The organism is Falsiroseomonas bella, from assembly GCF_003173615.1.
In the GTDB taxonomy this organism is placed as follows: Bacteria; Pseudomonadota; Alphaproteobacteria; order Acetobacterales; family Acetobacteraceae; genus Falsiroseomonas; species Falsiroseomonas bella.
On sequence record NZ_QGNA01000004.1, the window covers coordinates 755,347 to 770,345 of the forward strand.

12 protein-coding genes and 2 pseudogenes are annotated in these 14,999 nt (G+C 70.3%); 13 read left to right on the top strand and 1 reads right to left on the bottom strand.

Annotation, left to right across the window (positions count from 1 at the left end):
• Positions 1-161: 161 nt before the first annotated feature.
• From DFH01_RS20435 to DFH01_RS20455, 5 genes are all read left to right on the top strand, one after another.
• On the top strand, positions 162-1,367 hold the full coding sequence (locus DFH01_RS20435; RefSeq protein ID WP_109872298.1) for a dipeptidase: 1,206 nt from the start codon (positions 162-164) through the stop codon (positions 1,365-1,367).
• Positions 1,368-1,445: 78 nt separating this feature from the next.
• Positions 1,446-2,417 carry an ABC transporter permease gene (locus DFH01_RS20440; RefSeq protein ID WP_233256201.1) on the top strand — a complete coding sequence of 324 codons (972 nt, stop codon included), beginning with the start codon at positions 1,446-1,448 and terminating at the stop codon, positions 2,415-2,417.
• Positions 2,414-3,316, top strand: coding sequence for an ABC transporter permease (locus DFH01_RS20445; protein WP_109872300.1), 903 nt, complete (start codon positions 2,414-2,416; stop codon positions 3,314-3,316). Before DFH01_RS20440 ends, DFH01_RS20445 begins: the two co-directional genes overlap by 4 nt.
• On the top strand, positions 3,313-4,152 hold the full coding sequence (locus DFH01_RS20450) for an ABC transporter ATP-binding protein (RefSeq protein WP_109872301.1): 840 nt from the start codon (positions 3,313-3,315) through the stop codon (positions 4,150-4,152). The genes DFH01_RS20445 and DFH01_RS20450 overlap by 4 nt, the downstream gene beginning before the upstream one ends.
• Entirely contained in the window at positions 4,149-4,889 is a 741-nt protein-coding gene (locus DFH01_RS20455; RefSeq protein ID WP_109872302.1) for an ABC transporter ATP-binding protein, read from the top strand. Before DFH01_RS20450 ends, DFH01_RS20455 begins: the two co-directional genes overlap by 4 nt.
• Before the next feature lie 118 nt (positions 4,890-5,007).
• On the opposite strand, the pseudogene DFH01_RS29155 reads toward DFH01_RS20455, so the two are convergent.
• Positions 5,008-5,148, bottom strand: a pseudogene (locus DFH01_RS29155) (tripartite tricarboxylate transporter substrate-binding protein); the annotation flags it as partial.
• A gap of 95 nt (positions 5,149-5,243) precedes the next feature.
• On the opposite strand from DFH01_RS29155, the gene DFH01_RS29115 reads away from it, so the two are divergent.
• From DFH01_RS29115 to DFH01_RS20495, 8 genes and pseudogenes are all read left to right on the top strand, one after another.
• Positions 5,244-5,417 carry a hypothetical protein gene (locus DFH01_RS29115; RefSeq protein WP_332903288.1) on the top strand — a complete coding sequence of 58 codons (174 nt, stop codon included), beginning with the start codon at positions 5,244-5,246 and terminating at the stop codon, positions 5,415-5,417.
• A gap of 265 nt (positions 5,418-5,682) precedes the next feature.
• Positions 5,683-6,690: a dipeptidase gene (locus tag DFH01_RS20470; RefSeq protein ID WP_109872304.1), complete on the top strand. Its 1,008-nt coding sequence runs from the start codon at positions 5,683-5,685 to the stop codon at positions 6,688-6,690.
• Between the two features lie 4 nt (positions 6,691-6,694).
• A complete protein-coding gene (locus DFH01_RS20475; RefSeq protein ID WP_109872305.1) occupies positions 6,695-7,558 on the top strand; it encodes a carbon-nitrogen hydrolase family protein in 864 nt (287 codons plus the stop codon).
• A 90-nt stretch (positions 7,559-7,648) separates the two neighbouring features.
• The gene (locus tag DFH01_RS28295) at positions 7,649-7,822 is read left to right on the top strand and encodes a helix-turn-helix domain-containing protein (protein WP_158287839.1); all 174 of its coding nucleotides are present in this window, start codon (positions 7,649-7,651) and stop codon (positions 7,820-7,822) included.
• A gap of 43 nt (positions 7,823-7,865) precedes the next feature.
• Positions 7,866-8,102, top strand: a pseudogene (locus tag DFH01_RS20480) (IS66 family transposase); the annotation flags it as partial.
• Between the two features lie 95 nt (positions 8,103-8,197).
• A complete protein-coding gene (locus DFH01_RS20485) occupies positions 8,198-9,178 on the top strand; it encodes a LysR substrate-binding domain-containing protein (protein ID WP_109872306.1) in 981 nt (326 codons plus the stop codon).
• The gene (locus tag DFH01_RS28855; protein ID WP_109872307.1) at positions 9,154-12,966 is read left to right on the top strand and encodes an FG-GAP-like repeat-containing protein; all 3,813 of its coding nucleotides are present in this window, start codon (positions 9,154-9,156) and stop codon (positions 12,964-12,966) included. Before DFH01_RS20485 ends, DFH01_RS28855 begins: the two co-directional genes overlap by 25 nt.
• The gene (locus DFH01_RS20495) at positions 12,911-14,659 is read left to right on the top strand and encodes a cadherin-like domain-containing protein (protein WP_233256212.1); all 1,749 of its coding nucleotides are present in this window, start codon (positions 12,911-12,913) and stop codon (positions 14,657-14,659) included. The genes DFH01_RS28855 and DFH01_RS20495 overlap by 56 nt, the downstream gene beginning before the upstream one ends.
• Positions 14,660-14,999: the final 340 nt, after the last annotated feature.

A 14,999-nucleotide genomic window follows, 5' to 3' on the forward strand; every position in this document is an offset into this window, starting at 1 on the left:
CTTGGCCCGGCGCGGTACCCGCGCCTCGATCCGGGCGCTTTCGTCAAAGATTGCAGCGCGCCGACCATCGCGGCAAGCATGCTGTGCATCTTGTCGGATGGCGGATGGCATGTGACCGTATAGCCCTGGGCCGCGTCGGCTGGAGGGGGAAAGCGGGCAGCATGGCGAAGGCAGCATCTCGCGCCCGCGACCCGTTGAAGCGCGCGATCGCGCTGCTGGAGCGTGTGCCTCTGGTCGATGGGCACAACGACCTCGCCTGGGTGATCCGGCTGGACTCCGAAGCGCGTGGCGACGTGCTGCGCTACGACCTGACCCGCATCCACCCGGAGAGCGACACCGACATTCCGCGCCTGCGCGAAGGGCGCGTCGGCGCGCAGGTCTGGGCCGCCTATGTGCCGACGGACCTGCCCAACCCGGCGCGTGCCACGCTGGAGCAGATCGACACCATCCTCCGCATCGAGGACGCGCACCCGGATGTCTTCCTACCCGCGCGGAGGGCCTCCGACATCGTCCGCGCGCACCGGGCCGGCAAGATCGCCTCCATCATCGCGGTGGAGGGCGGCGTCGGGCTCGAGAACAGCCTCGGGCCGCTGCGTGTCTGGCATGCGTCCGGCGTCCGGCTTCTCACGCTCTGCCATAACGGCACGCTCGACTGGGTGGACAGCGCGACCGATGCGCCGCGCAGCAACGGCCTTTCGCCCTTCGGCCATGCGGTGATCCGGGAGCTGAACCGGCTGGGCATGATGGTGGATTGCGCGCATGTCGCGCCGACGGTGATGCACGACGTGCTGGACACCTCGACGGCGCCGGTCGTGTTCTCCCACTCCAACGCCTTCACGCTCTGCGCGCATCCGCGCAACGTGCCCGACGACGTGCTGGACCGCGTGAAGGGCACCGAGGGCATCGTGATGGCGACCTTCGTGCCGGACTTCACCAGCGAGGAGGTGCGCGCCTGGATGAAGCCCCTGCGGGAGGCCCATCTGCGCAGCACCGGCGGCGGCTGGCTGCAGGCGATCGAGGCCTGGGAGAAGGACCATGGCCCGCGCCCGCTGGCGACGCTCGAACAGGTCGCGGATCACGTGGAGTATCTGGCGAACCGGATCGGCACGCGCCGCGTCGGCATCGGGTCGGACTATTTCGGGGTGCCGACCAAGCCGGTCGGGCTCATGGATGTCAGCCGCTTCCCGCACCTCTTCGCCGAGTTGATCCGCCGCGGCTGGTCGGAGGATCACCTGGCCGATCTCGCCGGCGGCAACTTCATCCGCGTGATGCGGGCGGTGGAGCGGGAAGGGCGGCGGCTGCGCGGGATCGCGCCGCCCGGCCTCGGCACGGTGCAGCAGCTTGACGCGCGCCCACAGGCCGGCTGAGGCGGGCGGCGCGCCGCGGCGGCGCCCGGGCGCGCGGTGAAGGGCCGCTTACGTGCGCTCGCGGCCACCGCGGCCAGCGTGCCGATCACGCTCTTCGGGCTGGTGCTCGTCACCTTCCTGATCGGCCGCGTCATGCCGCTCGATCCCGTGCTCGCCATCGTCGGCGACCGCGCACCACAGGAGGTGGTGGAGCGCGTGCGGGTCGAACTCGGGCTGGACCGCTCGCTGCCCGAACAGTTCCTGCGTTACCTCGGCCAGCTCGCGCAGGGCGATCTCGGGCGCTCCGTGATGACCTCAAACCTCGTCACGCAGGACATCGCGCGCTTCCTGCCCGCCACCTTCGAACTGGCGACGGTGGCGATCCTGCTGGCCACGCTGATCGGCGTGCCGCTCGGGGTCGCGGCGGCGGCCAGGCAGGGCAGCTGGCTGGACCAGTCGGTGCGGGTGGTCTGCATCGCGGGCCATAGCCTGCCGGTGTTCGTGCTCGGCCTCGCCTCGCTGCTGGTGTTCTACGCCTGGCTCGGCCTCGCACCGGGGCCGGGACGGCAGGGCGTGTATTTCCAGGACATGGTGGAGGTGCGCACAGGCCTGCTGACGGTGGATGCGGCGCTCGCGGGCGACTGGCCGGCGCTGCGCGACGCGCTGGCGCATCTGGCGCAGCCGGCGGGCGTGCTGGCCGCCTTCTCGGTGGCCTACATCGCCCGCATGACGCGCGCCTTCATGCTGGCCGAGCTGCAATCCGAATACGTCACCACGGCCCGCGCCAAGGGGCTGACGGAGGCGCGCATCATCTGGCGGCACGCGTTCCGCAATACCGCCGTGCCGCTCGTCACGGTGCTCGCGCTGACCTATGCCGGGTTGCTCGAAGGCGCGGTGCTGACCGAGACGATCTTCGCCTGGCCGGGGCTCGGCCAGTACCTCACCGCGTCGCTGCTCAATGCGGACATGAACGCAGTGCTCGGCGCCACCCTGGTCGTCGGGCTCATCTATGTGGCGTTCAACCTGCTGGCGGATGCGCTCTACCGCCTGCTGGACCCGCGCACGCGATGAGCGCGCCGTTCTCGCGCGAATGGCTGCTGTCGGACGCGCCGGAGTCGCGGCGGCAGGCGGCCTGGGGCCAGCGCTACCAGGCCTGGCTGGCCTTCCGCCGCAACGGGCTGGCGATGGCGGGCCTCGCTGTTGTCCTGCTGCTGCTGGCAATGGCGCTGCTGGCGCCCTGGCTCGCCACGCATGATCCCGGCGCGCAGAATCTCGGCGTGCGGCTTGCGCCGCCATCCGCGACGCACTGGCTCGGCACCGACGAACTCGGCCGTGACCTCTGGTCGCGCCTCGTCTTCGGTGCGCGGATCACGCTCGGCATGGTCGTCGCGGTGGTGCTGCTGGTGGCACCCCTCGGGCTGATCGTCGGTTGCGCCGCGGGCTATGCCGGCGGCATGGTGGACCGGCTGCTGATGCGCGTGACCGATGTCTTCCTTGCCTTCCCGCGGCTGGTGCTGGCGCTGGCCTTCGTCGCCGCGCTGAAGCCGGGCGTGGAGAGCGCGGTGATCGCGATCGCGCTCACCGCCTGGCCGCCCTATGCCCGCCTTGCGCGCGCCGAGACCCTCACCGTGCGCAACGCGGACTTCATCGCGGCCGTGCGGCTGACCGGCGCATCCGCCACCCGGACCGTGCTGCGCCATGTGGCGCCGGTCGCGGTGCCGAGCCTCGTCGTGCGCGTCACGCTCGACATGTCATCCTTCATCCTCACCGCGGCGGGGCTCGGCTTCCTCGGCCTCGGCGCGCAGCCGCCGCTGCCGGAATGGGGGACGATGATCGCCACCTCGCGCCGCTTCATCCTGGAGCAGTGGTGGGTGCCGCTGATCCCCGGCATCGCCATCTTCCTCGCCAGCCTCGCCTTCAACCTGCTCGGCGACGGGCTGCGCGACGTGCTGGACCCGAAGCAGCGATGACGCCGCTTGCCGAGATTCGCGGCCTGCACGTGGACTTCCCCGGCAGCACCGGCTGGCAGCCGGCGGTGCGCGGCGTCTCGCTCGTGCTGGGGCGCGAGAAGCTCGGCCTGGTGGGCGAGAGCGGGTCGGGCAAGTCGGTGACCGGGCGCGCGCTGATGCGGCTGCTGCCGCCCAGCGCACGCATCCGGGCGGAGACGCTCCGCGTGGCCGGGACGGACCTGCTGACCGCGACGCCGGAGGCGATGCGTCGGCTCCGCGGCGCGCGCATCGGGCTGATCCTGCAGGATCCGAAATTCTCCCTCAATCCCGTGATGCCTGCCGGCGAGCAGATCGCGGAGGCCTGGCGCGCGCATCACCGCGGCAGCCGGCGCGAGGCACGCGAGGCAGCACTCGAACTGCTGTCGCAGGTGCTGATCCGCGATCCAGCGCGCGTCTTCGCCGCCTATCCGCACGAGCTCTCCGGCGGCATGGGCCAGCGCGTGATGATCGCGATGATGCTCGCCCCCGGCCCCGACCTGCTGATCGCCGACGAGCCGACCAGCGCGCTCGACGCGACCGTGCAGGCGGAGATCCTGCGGCTGCTCGACCGTCTCGTCTCGGATCGCGGCATGGGCCTCGTGCTCATCAGCCACGACCTGCCGCTCGTCTCGCGGTTCTGCGACAGGATCGTCGTGATGTACGGCGGCCGCGTGATGGAGGAACTGCGCGCCGCGGATCTGCACGCCGCACGCCATCCCTACACGCGCGGGCTGCTGAACTGCCTGCCGCGGCTCGATGCCGCACGGCAGCGCCTGCCGGTGCTGGCGCGCGACCCGGCCTGGCTGGAGGGGCCGTGATCGAGGTCCGCGACCTGAATGTGCGCTTCGGCAAGGTGCATGCGGTGCGAGGCGCCTCCTTCACCGTGGCGGAGGGCGAGAGCTTCGGCCTGGTCGGCGAATCGGGCTCCGGCAAGTCCACCGTGCTGCGCGCGCTTGCGGGACTGGTCACGGGCTGGACCGGCAGCATGTCGATGGCCGGCTGCGCGCTCGGGCGCCGACGCGATGCGGCCTTTCACCGCGCGGTGCAGATGGTGTTTCAGGATCCCTACGGCTCGCTGCACCCGCGCCAGACGGTGGATCGCATCCTGTCGGAGCCGCTGATAGTCCATCGCATTCCCGATGCCGACCAGCGCATCGCCCGCGCGCTGGAGGAGGTGGCATTGCCGCGCGCCGTGCGCTTCCGCTTCCCGCACCAGCTCTCGGGTGGGCAGCGGCAGCGCGTGGCGGTGGCGCGCGCGCTGATCGCCGGCCCTTCGGTGCTGCTGCTCGACGAGCCGACCAGCGCGCTCGACGCGACGGTGCAGGCGGAGGTACTGAACCTGCTGGCGGATCTGCGCGCGGCACGCCGCCTGACCTGCATCCTCGTCAGCCACAACCTCGCGGTCGTTGCGCATCTCTGCACGCGGCTCGCGGTGATGCAGCAGGGCGAGATCGTGGAGACGCTTGACGAGGCCGCGCTCCGCGGCGGGCGTGCGACGCACCCGCACACGAAGGAGCTGATCGCGCTCTCCCGTGATCTCGACGGGACTGGGTAGTGCGCCCGTTCAGTCGAAGCGTTCGGCCGCAAACGGCGCAGAATCCGTGTTCGATGGCTGACCGAGTATGGATGGCGGCAGCAGCCGCGCAGTCGGCGCCGAGCCCGGCCGCCATCCTCGCCACAAGCGGCTTGGGTGTCCGGGCGGGCGCGACCAGGCCGACCCAGCTGCTGCCCGTGAATCCGCGCCGGCCCTGCTCATCGAGCGTCCCCACCTGCGGCGCCAGCGGCGAGCGGCGGGTCATCGCCGTGCCGACTGCCGTGAGCCGGCCGGGATAGTGTCAAAGGCAAGCTGCACGGTGCCAGCGATCAGATCCGTCATCATCGGGCCGCTGCCGCGATAGGGACATGGGCGATGTCCACATTCGCGGTGGCCTGGAACAACTCGCCGACGCCTGGCGACGCTCTCGGCACCTATGGTCCCCGCAGCGCCGGCACGATTTTCCACCACCACCGGCTGGCCCCGGGCGCGCCCGAGCGGCTCGGCGGCTGGCGGGCCACGATGTCGGCGCTGCCGCCGGCCGGATAGGCGACGATCAGCCGTACCGGGCGCGACGGCCAGTTCCCCTGTGCAAGCGCAGGGCGCCAAGTGCCCCGAGCGACGCGGCGCCCAGGGCAGCGCCGGTGAGCTGCCGCCGCCCAGCGGATGCGGTGGCTAAACCAAGCACGGTGCCCCGCTGCTTCATGCTGCTGCCTTCCTGTCCAGTTCGGAGCTTTCGACGCCCCCTTTTCAATATGGCCGTATTGCGATCCAATCCGTCTACGCCGAAGCGCGGAAGAGGGATCAGGACGGCATGAGTACGCTGCACGACCGGATGCTCGTTATTGACGGGCTGGTCTTCTACTCCGATGGCGACCCGCGCTGGCTGCGCGAGGGCAATGTCTCGGCGGCGAATGTGACTATCCGCTCGCCAATGGATAACTTCGAGACCACCTTCGACGCGTTCGCCAGCTGGCGCGCCCGTTGCGCCGATCCGAACTCCGGCTGGCTGCTGGTGGAGCGTGGCGCCGACATCGACCGCGCCAAGGCGGAGGGGAAGGTCGGGCTGATCATGGGCTGGCAGGACACCAAGCTGCTGGGCGACAAGGTGGAGCGCATCGAGGCGTTCCATCGCCTCGGCCTGCGCATCGTCCAGCTCACTTACAACGAGGCGAGCGCCGTCGGCGATGGCTGCCTCGAAAAACGCAACGCCGGTCTGTCCAACTTCGGCCATGAGGTGGTGGCGGAACTCAATCGCCTCAACATGGCCATCGACCTGTCCCACACCGGAGAGCAGACCTGCCTGGACACGGCCGCTGCGACGAAGCAGCCCATCCTGCTGACGCACGCCAACGCCCGCGCGGTCACCAACCGCGTGCGCAACAAGCCGGACGAGGTCATCCGGGCGGTGGGCCGCACCGGCGGGCTCGTTGGCGTCTCGCTCCACGGCTTCATGAACTGGGACGGCAATCCGGCGAACCCGCCGACGCTCGACCTGTTCCTGCGCCATCTGAAGCATGTGGTGAGCCTCGTCGGCATTGATCATGTGGGCTTCGGCAACGACATGGCGGCGCTGGCGAGTTCCGAGAAGGCGGACGCCATCCTGGACATGAGCTTCACCCGGTATGCCGGCGCCACCGCCGACTTCATCCGCGCCTTCGGCAACACGCTCGAGAAGCGCTACCCCGACGAGTTGAACAATCCGCGCTTCCTCTCGCGCAAGACCGACGCGCTGCTGAGGGCCGGCTACAAGGAAAGCGAGGTGGAGAAGATCATGGGGCTGAACTTCCGTCGCGTGCTCGGCGAAATCTGGCAGGGCTAGGCGGATGCAGCGCCTGTTGCGCGTCGGCCTGGCACAGACCGGGCCGGTGCTGACGGAGGGGTTCGATGCGGGCCTCGCCGCCGCCGAGGCGATGTTCGCCGATGCGGCCGCGCGCGGCGTGAAGTTGCTGCTTTTCTCCGAGTTGTTCCTTTCGCCCTTTTTCCCCAACCGGCTTGAGAAGGAGTTCGACCGCTTCTTCGTCACGCCCGACGGGCCCGAGGTCCGAAGGCTGCGTGAGGCCGCTGCACAGCACGGCGTCGCCGCCATCCTCGGACTTGGACTGCGCGAGAAGGCCGGCTACAGCAACGCGGCGCTGGTGGTTGATGAACGCGGCGCTGTCGTCGGCACTTATCGCAAGACGCATATCCCCGCTTATTTCCCGACCGACGCGCCGGGCGGTACCGGCAGTTTCGAGAAGCTCTACTTCACCCCGGGCAACACCCTGCCGGTGTTCGACCTGCTGGGCTGTCGCTTCGGCATTCAGATCTGCAATGACAGACTCTACCCCGAGCCCTCGCGGGTGCTCGCGCTGACCGGGGCTGAGGCGATCTTCATGCCGATCTGTTTCTCCACCTATGCCGATCCCGGCCGTCGCGCATCGATTTGGGAGGTGCCGCTGCGGGCCCGCGCCCATGAGAACGGGGCGTGGGTGGTGGCGGCCAATCGCGTCGGTGTCGAGGGCCCGCGCCACCATCTCGGGCGCAGCATGGTGGTGGACCCGCGCGGCATGATCGCCGCCGAGGCAGGGATCGATCGCGACGAGCTCCTGGTGCACGACCTGGATCTCGACGAGCCGGCACGTGCTAGGAAGGACTTTCCTTGGTGGCGCGACCGCCGGCCCGATCTCTATCGCGCCATAGCGGAGTGACCGAGGGCTCCCGCGGCGCGCGGAGGCCGTGAACAGACATCGGTTCGTAGGCCGCCTGGCAAAGGCGCCGCCGCGGCTCACCGGGGTGCGGTGGTAGAGCGCCCGGTCGGTATTGTTTGGACCGCCGCGCTGTCCGGGCCGGATCGCAGCACGGCGCAGCGCGTGCTCAACACGCTGCGCGTCCTCGGCTTCCTGCGTCAGGTGCAGGGATCGCGACGCCATCTGCTGGCAGAGCAGCTCGCGTACCATGTTGGCCGGCGGTGATGCCGGCGCCGACGGCATTGCCAGTCCACGGATCTACGATCTTGCCTGCCGGGCCTGTGCCGGCGTGGTGGTGCAGCGACCTGCGCCGGTGCGCCTGATCGAGGGCGGGCTGCCGACGGAGGCGACGGTCGCGCATGTGATGGTCTCGCGCTACGCCGACCATCTGCCGCTGTATCGGCAGGCCGGGATCCTCGCCCGGCAGGGCATTCTCGTGGACCGCGCGACGCTGGCGGCCTGGGTCGGGACCGGTGCGGCCGAGCTCGTGCCCGTATTTCTCCGTTAATGCCGGGTCGGGTCCGTTCCCGGATGTTGGCTCCCATCTGTTCCAGAACGGATTCCGATCCGCGGAGCGCGTTCATCAGGAAGTGAGGCTTGATGAGGCGCGAACTGGACCTGATCCTCACGCCAGGCGCGGTGCCGATCGCCCAGGCGGTCCGTCTCGACCTGGGTGCGACGACCTATGCCTGGGTGGGCACGCGGGCGCAGATGCTGGGGCGCGACCACCTCTCACCGCGCGACCTCGCGGAGATGCCGGTGCTCATGGCGCCGCAGGGCTCCGACTCGCACCGCACGGTGGTCGACTGGTGCGAGACCGCCGGGACGCCGCTACGCCGCGCCAGTCTGTGCAACAGCCTCGCCGTGCTGGGCACGATGGTCCGCAAGAGCGTCCTCGATCCCAGCGTCTCCGTCAGCTACCTGCAGGTCAGCGGCGGCGGGACGAAGACCGGCGGTCTGGTCAACCTCAACACGCAGAACGTCTTCGACGGCATCAGCATCACCGTCTCCAACCTGTACACGACCGATATCGTCTATCTCAGCGACCAGGTGACGCGGACGAGCTTCGTCGACATCCTGAACTATGTGGGCGTCTACCGCGTCAAGACCATCGCGGACGGGGTCCCCGTCTACCAGGAGACCGTCGTGAACGCCCAGCCCGTCCCAGGGCCGGACGCGGAGAAGAACCTCGGCCCCGACACCCTGGCCCTGATTCGGAACAGCGACGGCCCGATAGGGACCTTCGACTTCCGGGTCTGGGACCGTGTCGAGGGCGCCTGCACCGTCAACGGCGTTGCAGTGGACGGCGACGGCGAGGACCTGCAGATCGTGCTGCTCGACGTCCCGGCCTGGGCGCGCGAATTCGCCATCGGGCATGTGCTGCAGAACCTGGCCTTCGCGACGGTCAGCGATGCGCCGATTGTCGCGCGCACGCTGAAGATCGCCGTCGACGACCCGTACTATGCCGTCACCACGGCCAACATCACCGTCAACGTCACCCCGCAGAACGACGCGCCGGTCATCACCTCCAAGTCGCGCTGCGCGCCACCGATGGCATGGCCGAGCGCACGGAGGCCCTGACCATCCGCGTGCTCGACCGCGCGGAGACCGCGCAGCTCAGCGGCTTCGGCCCGGTGACGCTGGCGGAGAACGCCGTGAGCGCCGGCCCCGTGGTGCTGGATTCCAGCGTCTTCCTGACCACCGGCGACACGCCGAAGCGCCTGACGCTGACCGGCGCGCTGGCAGAGGACACGCTCGGCATCCAGAACCAGGGCAGCGGCGCGGGGCAGATCGGCGTCAGCGGGAACACCGTGACGTGGCAGGGCGCGGCCATCGGCACCTTCACCACCGGGCCGGGCGCCCCGCTGGTCATCGACTTCCTGGACGACGTCCCCTCCGCCGCGATGCAGCCGCTGCTGCAGGCGCTGACGTTCAGCAACGCCAGCAACCAGCCCACCGCCAGCCGCACCCTGCTGCTCGACATCGTCGATGCCGGGGGCACGCATCTCAATGCGCCGGTGGCGCCGGGCTTCACCCAGCTGACCGGCGCCGCCAGTCCCTTCGCCGGCTTGGCCGTGGCCGCCGGCAACAGCGCGCCGGCCTTCCTCGACGTGGATGGCGATGGCCGGACCGACCTGATCGCCGGCGGCAACGATGGCCGCGTGGTCTGGTGGAAGAACACCGGCAGCGGCTTCGTCGCGGTCGCGCCCGGCGGCGACAATTCGCTGCGCGACGTTGTCAATCTCTCCCAGCGCATCGCCACGCCCGCCGTCGCCGACCTCGACGGCGACGGGCAGGCCGAGCTCGTGGTCGGCGACTTCGCCGGCGGCCTGCAGGTCTGGGAACGACGCGGCGACGACTGGGTGCGGCAGAACGGTGCCGACAATGTCTTCCTTGCGCGATCCGTCACCGTCGCGGCGATCACGACCACCGAGGATCTCTTCGACTACAGCAACGGCATGTCCTTCGACAGCACCGTCACCTATACGCGGCCGACGCTGAGCACCGCGTCCAAACTCGGGCTGAGCGCGCCCGCCTTCGGCGACATCGACGGCGACGGCATCGCCGACCTCGTCGTCGGCCGGGCCGATGGCGGCTTCGCCGCCTTCCGCGGCACCGGGCCCGACTTTCCCCGCTACGCGCCCGGCTTCCAGCCCTTCCTCGCCTTCGAGGTGGATCCCCTGGCAGGCATCGATGCCGGCTCGGCAAGCGGCGCGGCGCTGCTGGACGTCGATCTCGACGGACGCATCGACCTGGTCACGGGAAATGCCGCGGGCACGCTGACGGCCTATGGCATCGCCGGGACCGCCTTCGTCCCCTTCGCCACCAACCCCTTCGCCGGCGTCGTGCTGGATGCCAATGCGCGGCCTGCGGCGGCGGATGTCGATGGCGACGGGCTGCTCGACCTCGTCGTCGGCGGCGTCGGCGGCGGCTTCCAGGTGTTCCGCAGCACGCCGGCGCTCGGCGTGCCGATCGCCGTCACCGTGACGCGGCAGAACGACGCGCCGGTCATCACCTCTGCCAGCACGGTCTCGATCACCGAGGGCACGGCGGGAATCTTCTACACGGCCCAGGCCACCGACCCCGACGGCGCCACCAACCTTGTCTGGACGCTGAGTGGCGAGGATGCGGGGCGCTTCACGCTCGACAGCTTCAGCCGCGGCCTGAAGTTCACCAATGCGCCGACCGTGAAGCCGGACTTCGAGGTGCCGACGGATGCCAATCGCGACAACGTCTACCGCGTCACGCTGAACGTCACCGATGGCGCCGCCGTCGTCGCCAAGGACCTGACGATCACCGTGACCGACGTGCGGGAGACGACGACCCTGACGGAACTCGTCGCCAGCATGGCGGTGACGGAAGGCGCCGCCGCGCAGCGCATCGATCCCGCCGTCACCTTCACCCAGGGCCAGTCGCTAGACGGGAAGCAGCTGATCGTCGGGGGGCTGCTGCCGGAGGACCGCGTCTCCCTGGTGAACGAGGGCTCCGGCGCCGGCCAGATCGGCTTCGACGGCAGCATCGTGACGTTCGGCGGCGACGCCATCGGCACGGCAACGGGCGGCGTCGGCGCGCCCTTCGTCGTCACGCTGAACGCGGGGGCGCACGGGCCGCAGGTAGATGCACTGATCCAGGCGCTGACCTACAGCAACGTCAGCGACAACCCGGCCGCCACGCGGACCCTGACCTTCGACCTGATCGACGCGACCGGGCGGCACCTGAACGGCGTGGCGCAATCGACCTTCACGCTCGCCACCGGTGCGGCCAATCCGCTGGACGGGATCGATGCCGGGTTCGAGAGCGCGCCGGCGCTGGTGGACCTCGATGGCGACGGCCGCCTCGACCTCGTCTCGGGCAATGACGAAGGCGCGCTGCTCGCCTGGCGGAACACTGGGACGGGCTTCGTGCCCTTCGCCGCCAATCTCTTCGCCGGCGTCGATGTGGGCCCCGTCACCGCGCCGACCTTCGCCGACCTCGACGGCGACGGCGATCCGGACCTGCTGCTTGGCGCCGGCGCGGCGACCTACCCCGGCGCCATCGTGACCGCGTGGCGGAACACTGGCACGGCCTTCGTGCCGATGCTGCCCGACCCGTCGCCCTTCACCACCGCGACGAATGTCCTGACGCCGCAGTTCGTGCAGCTCGTGCCCGGCGGCGCGCCGGAACTGATCCTGGGCGACCTCAGCGGCAACCTGAACGCCTTCAAGCTGTTGCCCGAGGGCTACTACACCATCGATTCCGCCTACAACGCGGCGACCCCGCTGCCGACGCTGAACGGCAGCTCCGCGGCGACGCTGTTCGACCTGGACGGCGACGGCGTGGGCGAGCTGATCGCCGGCGATTCCGGCGGCGGGCTGCGCGTCTTCCGCCTGCAGGCCACCCTGAGCGGCGCGCCGAACAATGCCGCGATGGAGGCGCTGCTCGAGGCGCTGACCTACCAGAACACCAGCGCCGACCCGACTGCGACGCGCACGCTGACCTACAGCTTCCGCGATCCCCGGCTCGCGGACTTCGCGGCCGGCTCGACGAAGCAGGTCCTCGTCACGGTGAAGGAGGTGAACCAGGCGCCGGTCATCGACAGCCCGGCCGCCCCGACCACGATCGCCCATGCCGAGAACGGCACCGGCGCGGTCTTCACGCCGCAGGCGACGGACGCCGACAGCGACGCGCTGACCTGGAGCCTGGTGGGCGGCGACGTCGCGTTCTTTGTCATCGATCCGCTCTCCGGCGCGGTGCACTTCGCCGCGCCGCCGAACTTCAGGGGCCCTCGCGACAGGGTCCGGCGGCAGCAACAGCTTCACGGTGGTCGTCGCGGCCAGCGACGGCATCGCCACGACACCGGGCGCGACGGTGACGGTCGAGGTGACGGATGTCGCCGAGCCCTATGCGCTGACCGGCCTCGGCGGCAGCCTGCTCGTCGGCGAGCAGGACTCGCCGACGCTTCTCGCCCCGGGCATCGGCGTGACGGGCGGCGATGCGCTGGTCGGCGCCGTGCTCTGGGTCAGCGGGCTGGCCGCGGGCGACGTGGTCTCGCTGGGCTCGCAGGGCGACGCCGCGGGCGAGATCGCGCTCGACGCCGGCATCGTCTCCTTCGGTGGCGTGCAGATCGGCACCGCCAGCGGCGGCGCCGGCAACGACTTCGTCATCGACCTCGACGACGGCGCCACGCCCGAGGCGCTGCAGGCCCTGCTCTCCCGCCTGACCTTCGCCAATGCGGGCGAGACGCCGGCGGCAGACCGCCTTCCGACCATTGCGCTCGACGGCAGCGGCGGCACGGTGCTGACCAGCGGCACCGTGCAGGTGCATGTTGCCGCCGTGGACGAGGCGCCGAGCGGGCCGGCGATCACGCTGGCGGCGGCGATCGAGGATAACGTCGTCCGGCTGACCGCTGCCGCGCTCCTCGCCGGCTGGTCGGACCCGGAGAGCCTCGATCTCGCCATCGCCAACCTGACGGCCTCGAAGGGCACGCTGCAGGACATCGGCGGCGGCCTCTGGGCCTACATCCCGCAGCAGGACGACGACAGCGGCGCGGTCTTCAGCTACGGCCTGTCGGATGGCGTGAACGTCGCGGATGGCAGTGCGACAATGGACCTGCTGCCGGTCAACGATGCGCCCTCCCGCCCCTTCGGCATGCCGCTGGCGGCGTTCACTGAGGACGTGGCCGCGCTGGTGACCGCGGAGCAGCTTCTCGCAGGCTCCACCGATCCGGACGGGCCCTCGCTGTCCGTCGTCAGCATCAGCGCTTCCTCCGGCACGCTCACCGACCTCAGCGGCGGCCAATGGAGCTATCAGGGAGCGCCGGACGACGACGGTTCCGTCACCTTCATCTATCTCGTCACGGACGGCGTCGAGACGGTCCAGGGCGGGGCGGCGGCCGACATCCTCCCGGTGGACGACGCGCCGACCGGCCCCGCCGCCGCCGTGCTGCCGGCGCTCGCCGAGGATGCGAGCGGTTTGCTCCTCGCGGCCGACCTGCTCGCCGGCTGGAGCGACATCGACAGCGTGTCGCTGGAGGTGATCGACCTCGCGGCGTCCTCCGGCACGCTCGTCTTCCTCGGCGGCAGCACGTGGCGCTTCACCGGCGATGCCGACGACGACACCGCGGTGAGCTTCACCTACCAGGTCAGCGACAGCACGACGGGCGTCGCGGCCAGCGCGGTGCTCGATCGTCTGCCGGTCACCGCCGGGCTGATCCGGGCTGGCAACAGCAGGGCCGACAGCATCGCGGGCGGGGCGGACAACGACACGCTGAGCGGCCTGGCAGGCGACGACAGCCTGGTCGGCAACGGCGGCAACGACGCCCTGATGGGCTCCACCGGCAACGACCTGCTCGAAGGTGGCACTGGCCTCGACAGGCTGGTCGGCGGCAGCGGCGCCGACAGTCTCCATGGCGGCGAAGACGCGGATACGCTGATCGGCGGCGACGACATCGATCTGCTCGCCGGCGGCGCCGGCAACGACGTCTATGACGGCGTGACGGCCGGCGACATCATCAGCGAGGCGCCCGGCGGCGGCATCGACATCGTCCGCGCCACGATCAGCTGGGCGCTGGCCGCGGAGGTGGTTAACCTCACGCTCGGCGGCCTCGCCGCGGTGAACGGCACGGGCAACGTCGGCGCCAACGTCATCATTGGCAACACCGGCGCCAACCTGCTCGACGGCCTAGAAGACAACGACCACCTCTCGGGGCGCGACGGCAACGACACGCTGCGTGGCGGACTCGGTGCCGACACGCTGAACGGAGAGCGCGGTGCGGACGTGTTCTTCTATGGCGCGCCGGAGGAGGGCGGCGACCGCATCCTCGCCTATCGCGGCCTGGATGACACCATCCAGGTTTCCGGCACGGGTTTCGGCCTGGCCGTCGGCGCCGACCTCGTCGCGACCGGCCGATACGCCGCCAACACGGCAGGGGCACCGGTCGGCGTGCTCGGGCAGTTCGTCTACGACACGAACGACTTCACGCTGTGGTGGGACGACGATGGCACTGATGCCGCCGGTCCGGTGCTGATCGCCAACCTCGCAGGCCTGAGGAACTGGTCGGGCGCGGAGATCGTGGTGGTCTGACGCACGCGCCTGAACGCGCCACGGGTTGCCGAATTGCGTCAGGACCGGCCGTGTCCCCCGCGCGCATGCGTGCGGCAGCCCTGCGCTTCCTGCGCGGCCGCTTTCTGGCGGAACCCAGGGCCGCCCGTCTGCGCGCTCGACGGTCATCGGGCAACGCCCACGATCGGCCCGCAACACGCGACGCTGTCAGAGAATATCGCTCCACGGTTCCCACCGCTGCAGCAGTAGAAACCGGGAACACAACTCTCTCTGGGCTGTCGAAGACTGTCTCCGCGCCATCTTAGGGATGATCAGAAGCCGCGCTGGAATCGCCAGAATGCGCCTTCGATCTGCTCCCCTG

Bases quoted from the DNA above. Each gene is read 5' to 3' on its own strand.
- DFH01_RS20435 (WP_109872298.1), top strand. From the start codon at position 162: ATGGCGAAGGCAGCATCTCGCGCCCGCGACCCGTTGAAGCGCGCGATC.
- DFH01_RS20445 (WP_109872300.1), top strand. From the start codon at position 2,414: ATGAGCGCGCCGTTCTCGCGCGAATGGCTGCTGTCGGACGCGCCGGAG.
- DFH01_RS20450 (WP_109872301.1), top strand. From the start codon at position 3,313: ATGACGCCGCTTGCCGAGATTCGCGGCCTGCACGTGGACTTCCCCGGC.
- DFH01_RS29115 (WP_332903288.1), top strand. From the start codon at position 5,244: ATGTCCACATTCGCGGTGGCCTGGAACAACTCGCCGACGCCTGGCGAC.
- DFH01_RS20470 (WP_109872304.1), top strand. From the start codon at position 5,683: ATGAGTACGCTGCACGACCGGATGCTCGTTATTGACGGGCTGGTCTTC.
- DFH01_RS20475 (WP_109872305.1), top strand. From the start codon at position 6,695: ATGCAGCGCCTGTTGCGCGTCGGCCTGGCACAGACCGGGCCGGTGCTG.
- DFH01_RS20485 (WP_109872306.1), top strand. From the start codon at position 8,198: ATGAGGCGCGAACTGGACCTGATCCTCACGCCAGGCGCGGTGCCGATC.
- DFH01_RS28855 (WP_109872307.1), top strand. From the start codon at position 9,154: ATGGCCGAGCGCACGGAGGCCCTGACCATCCGCGTGCTCGACCGCGCG.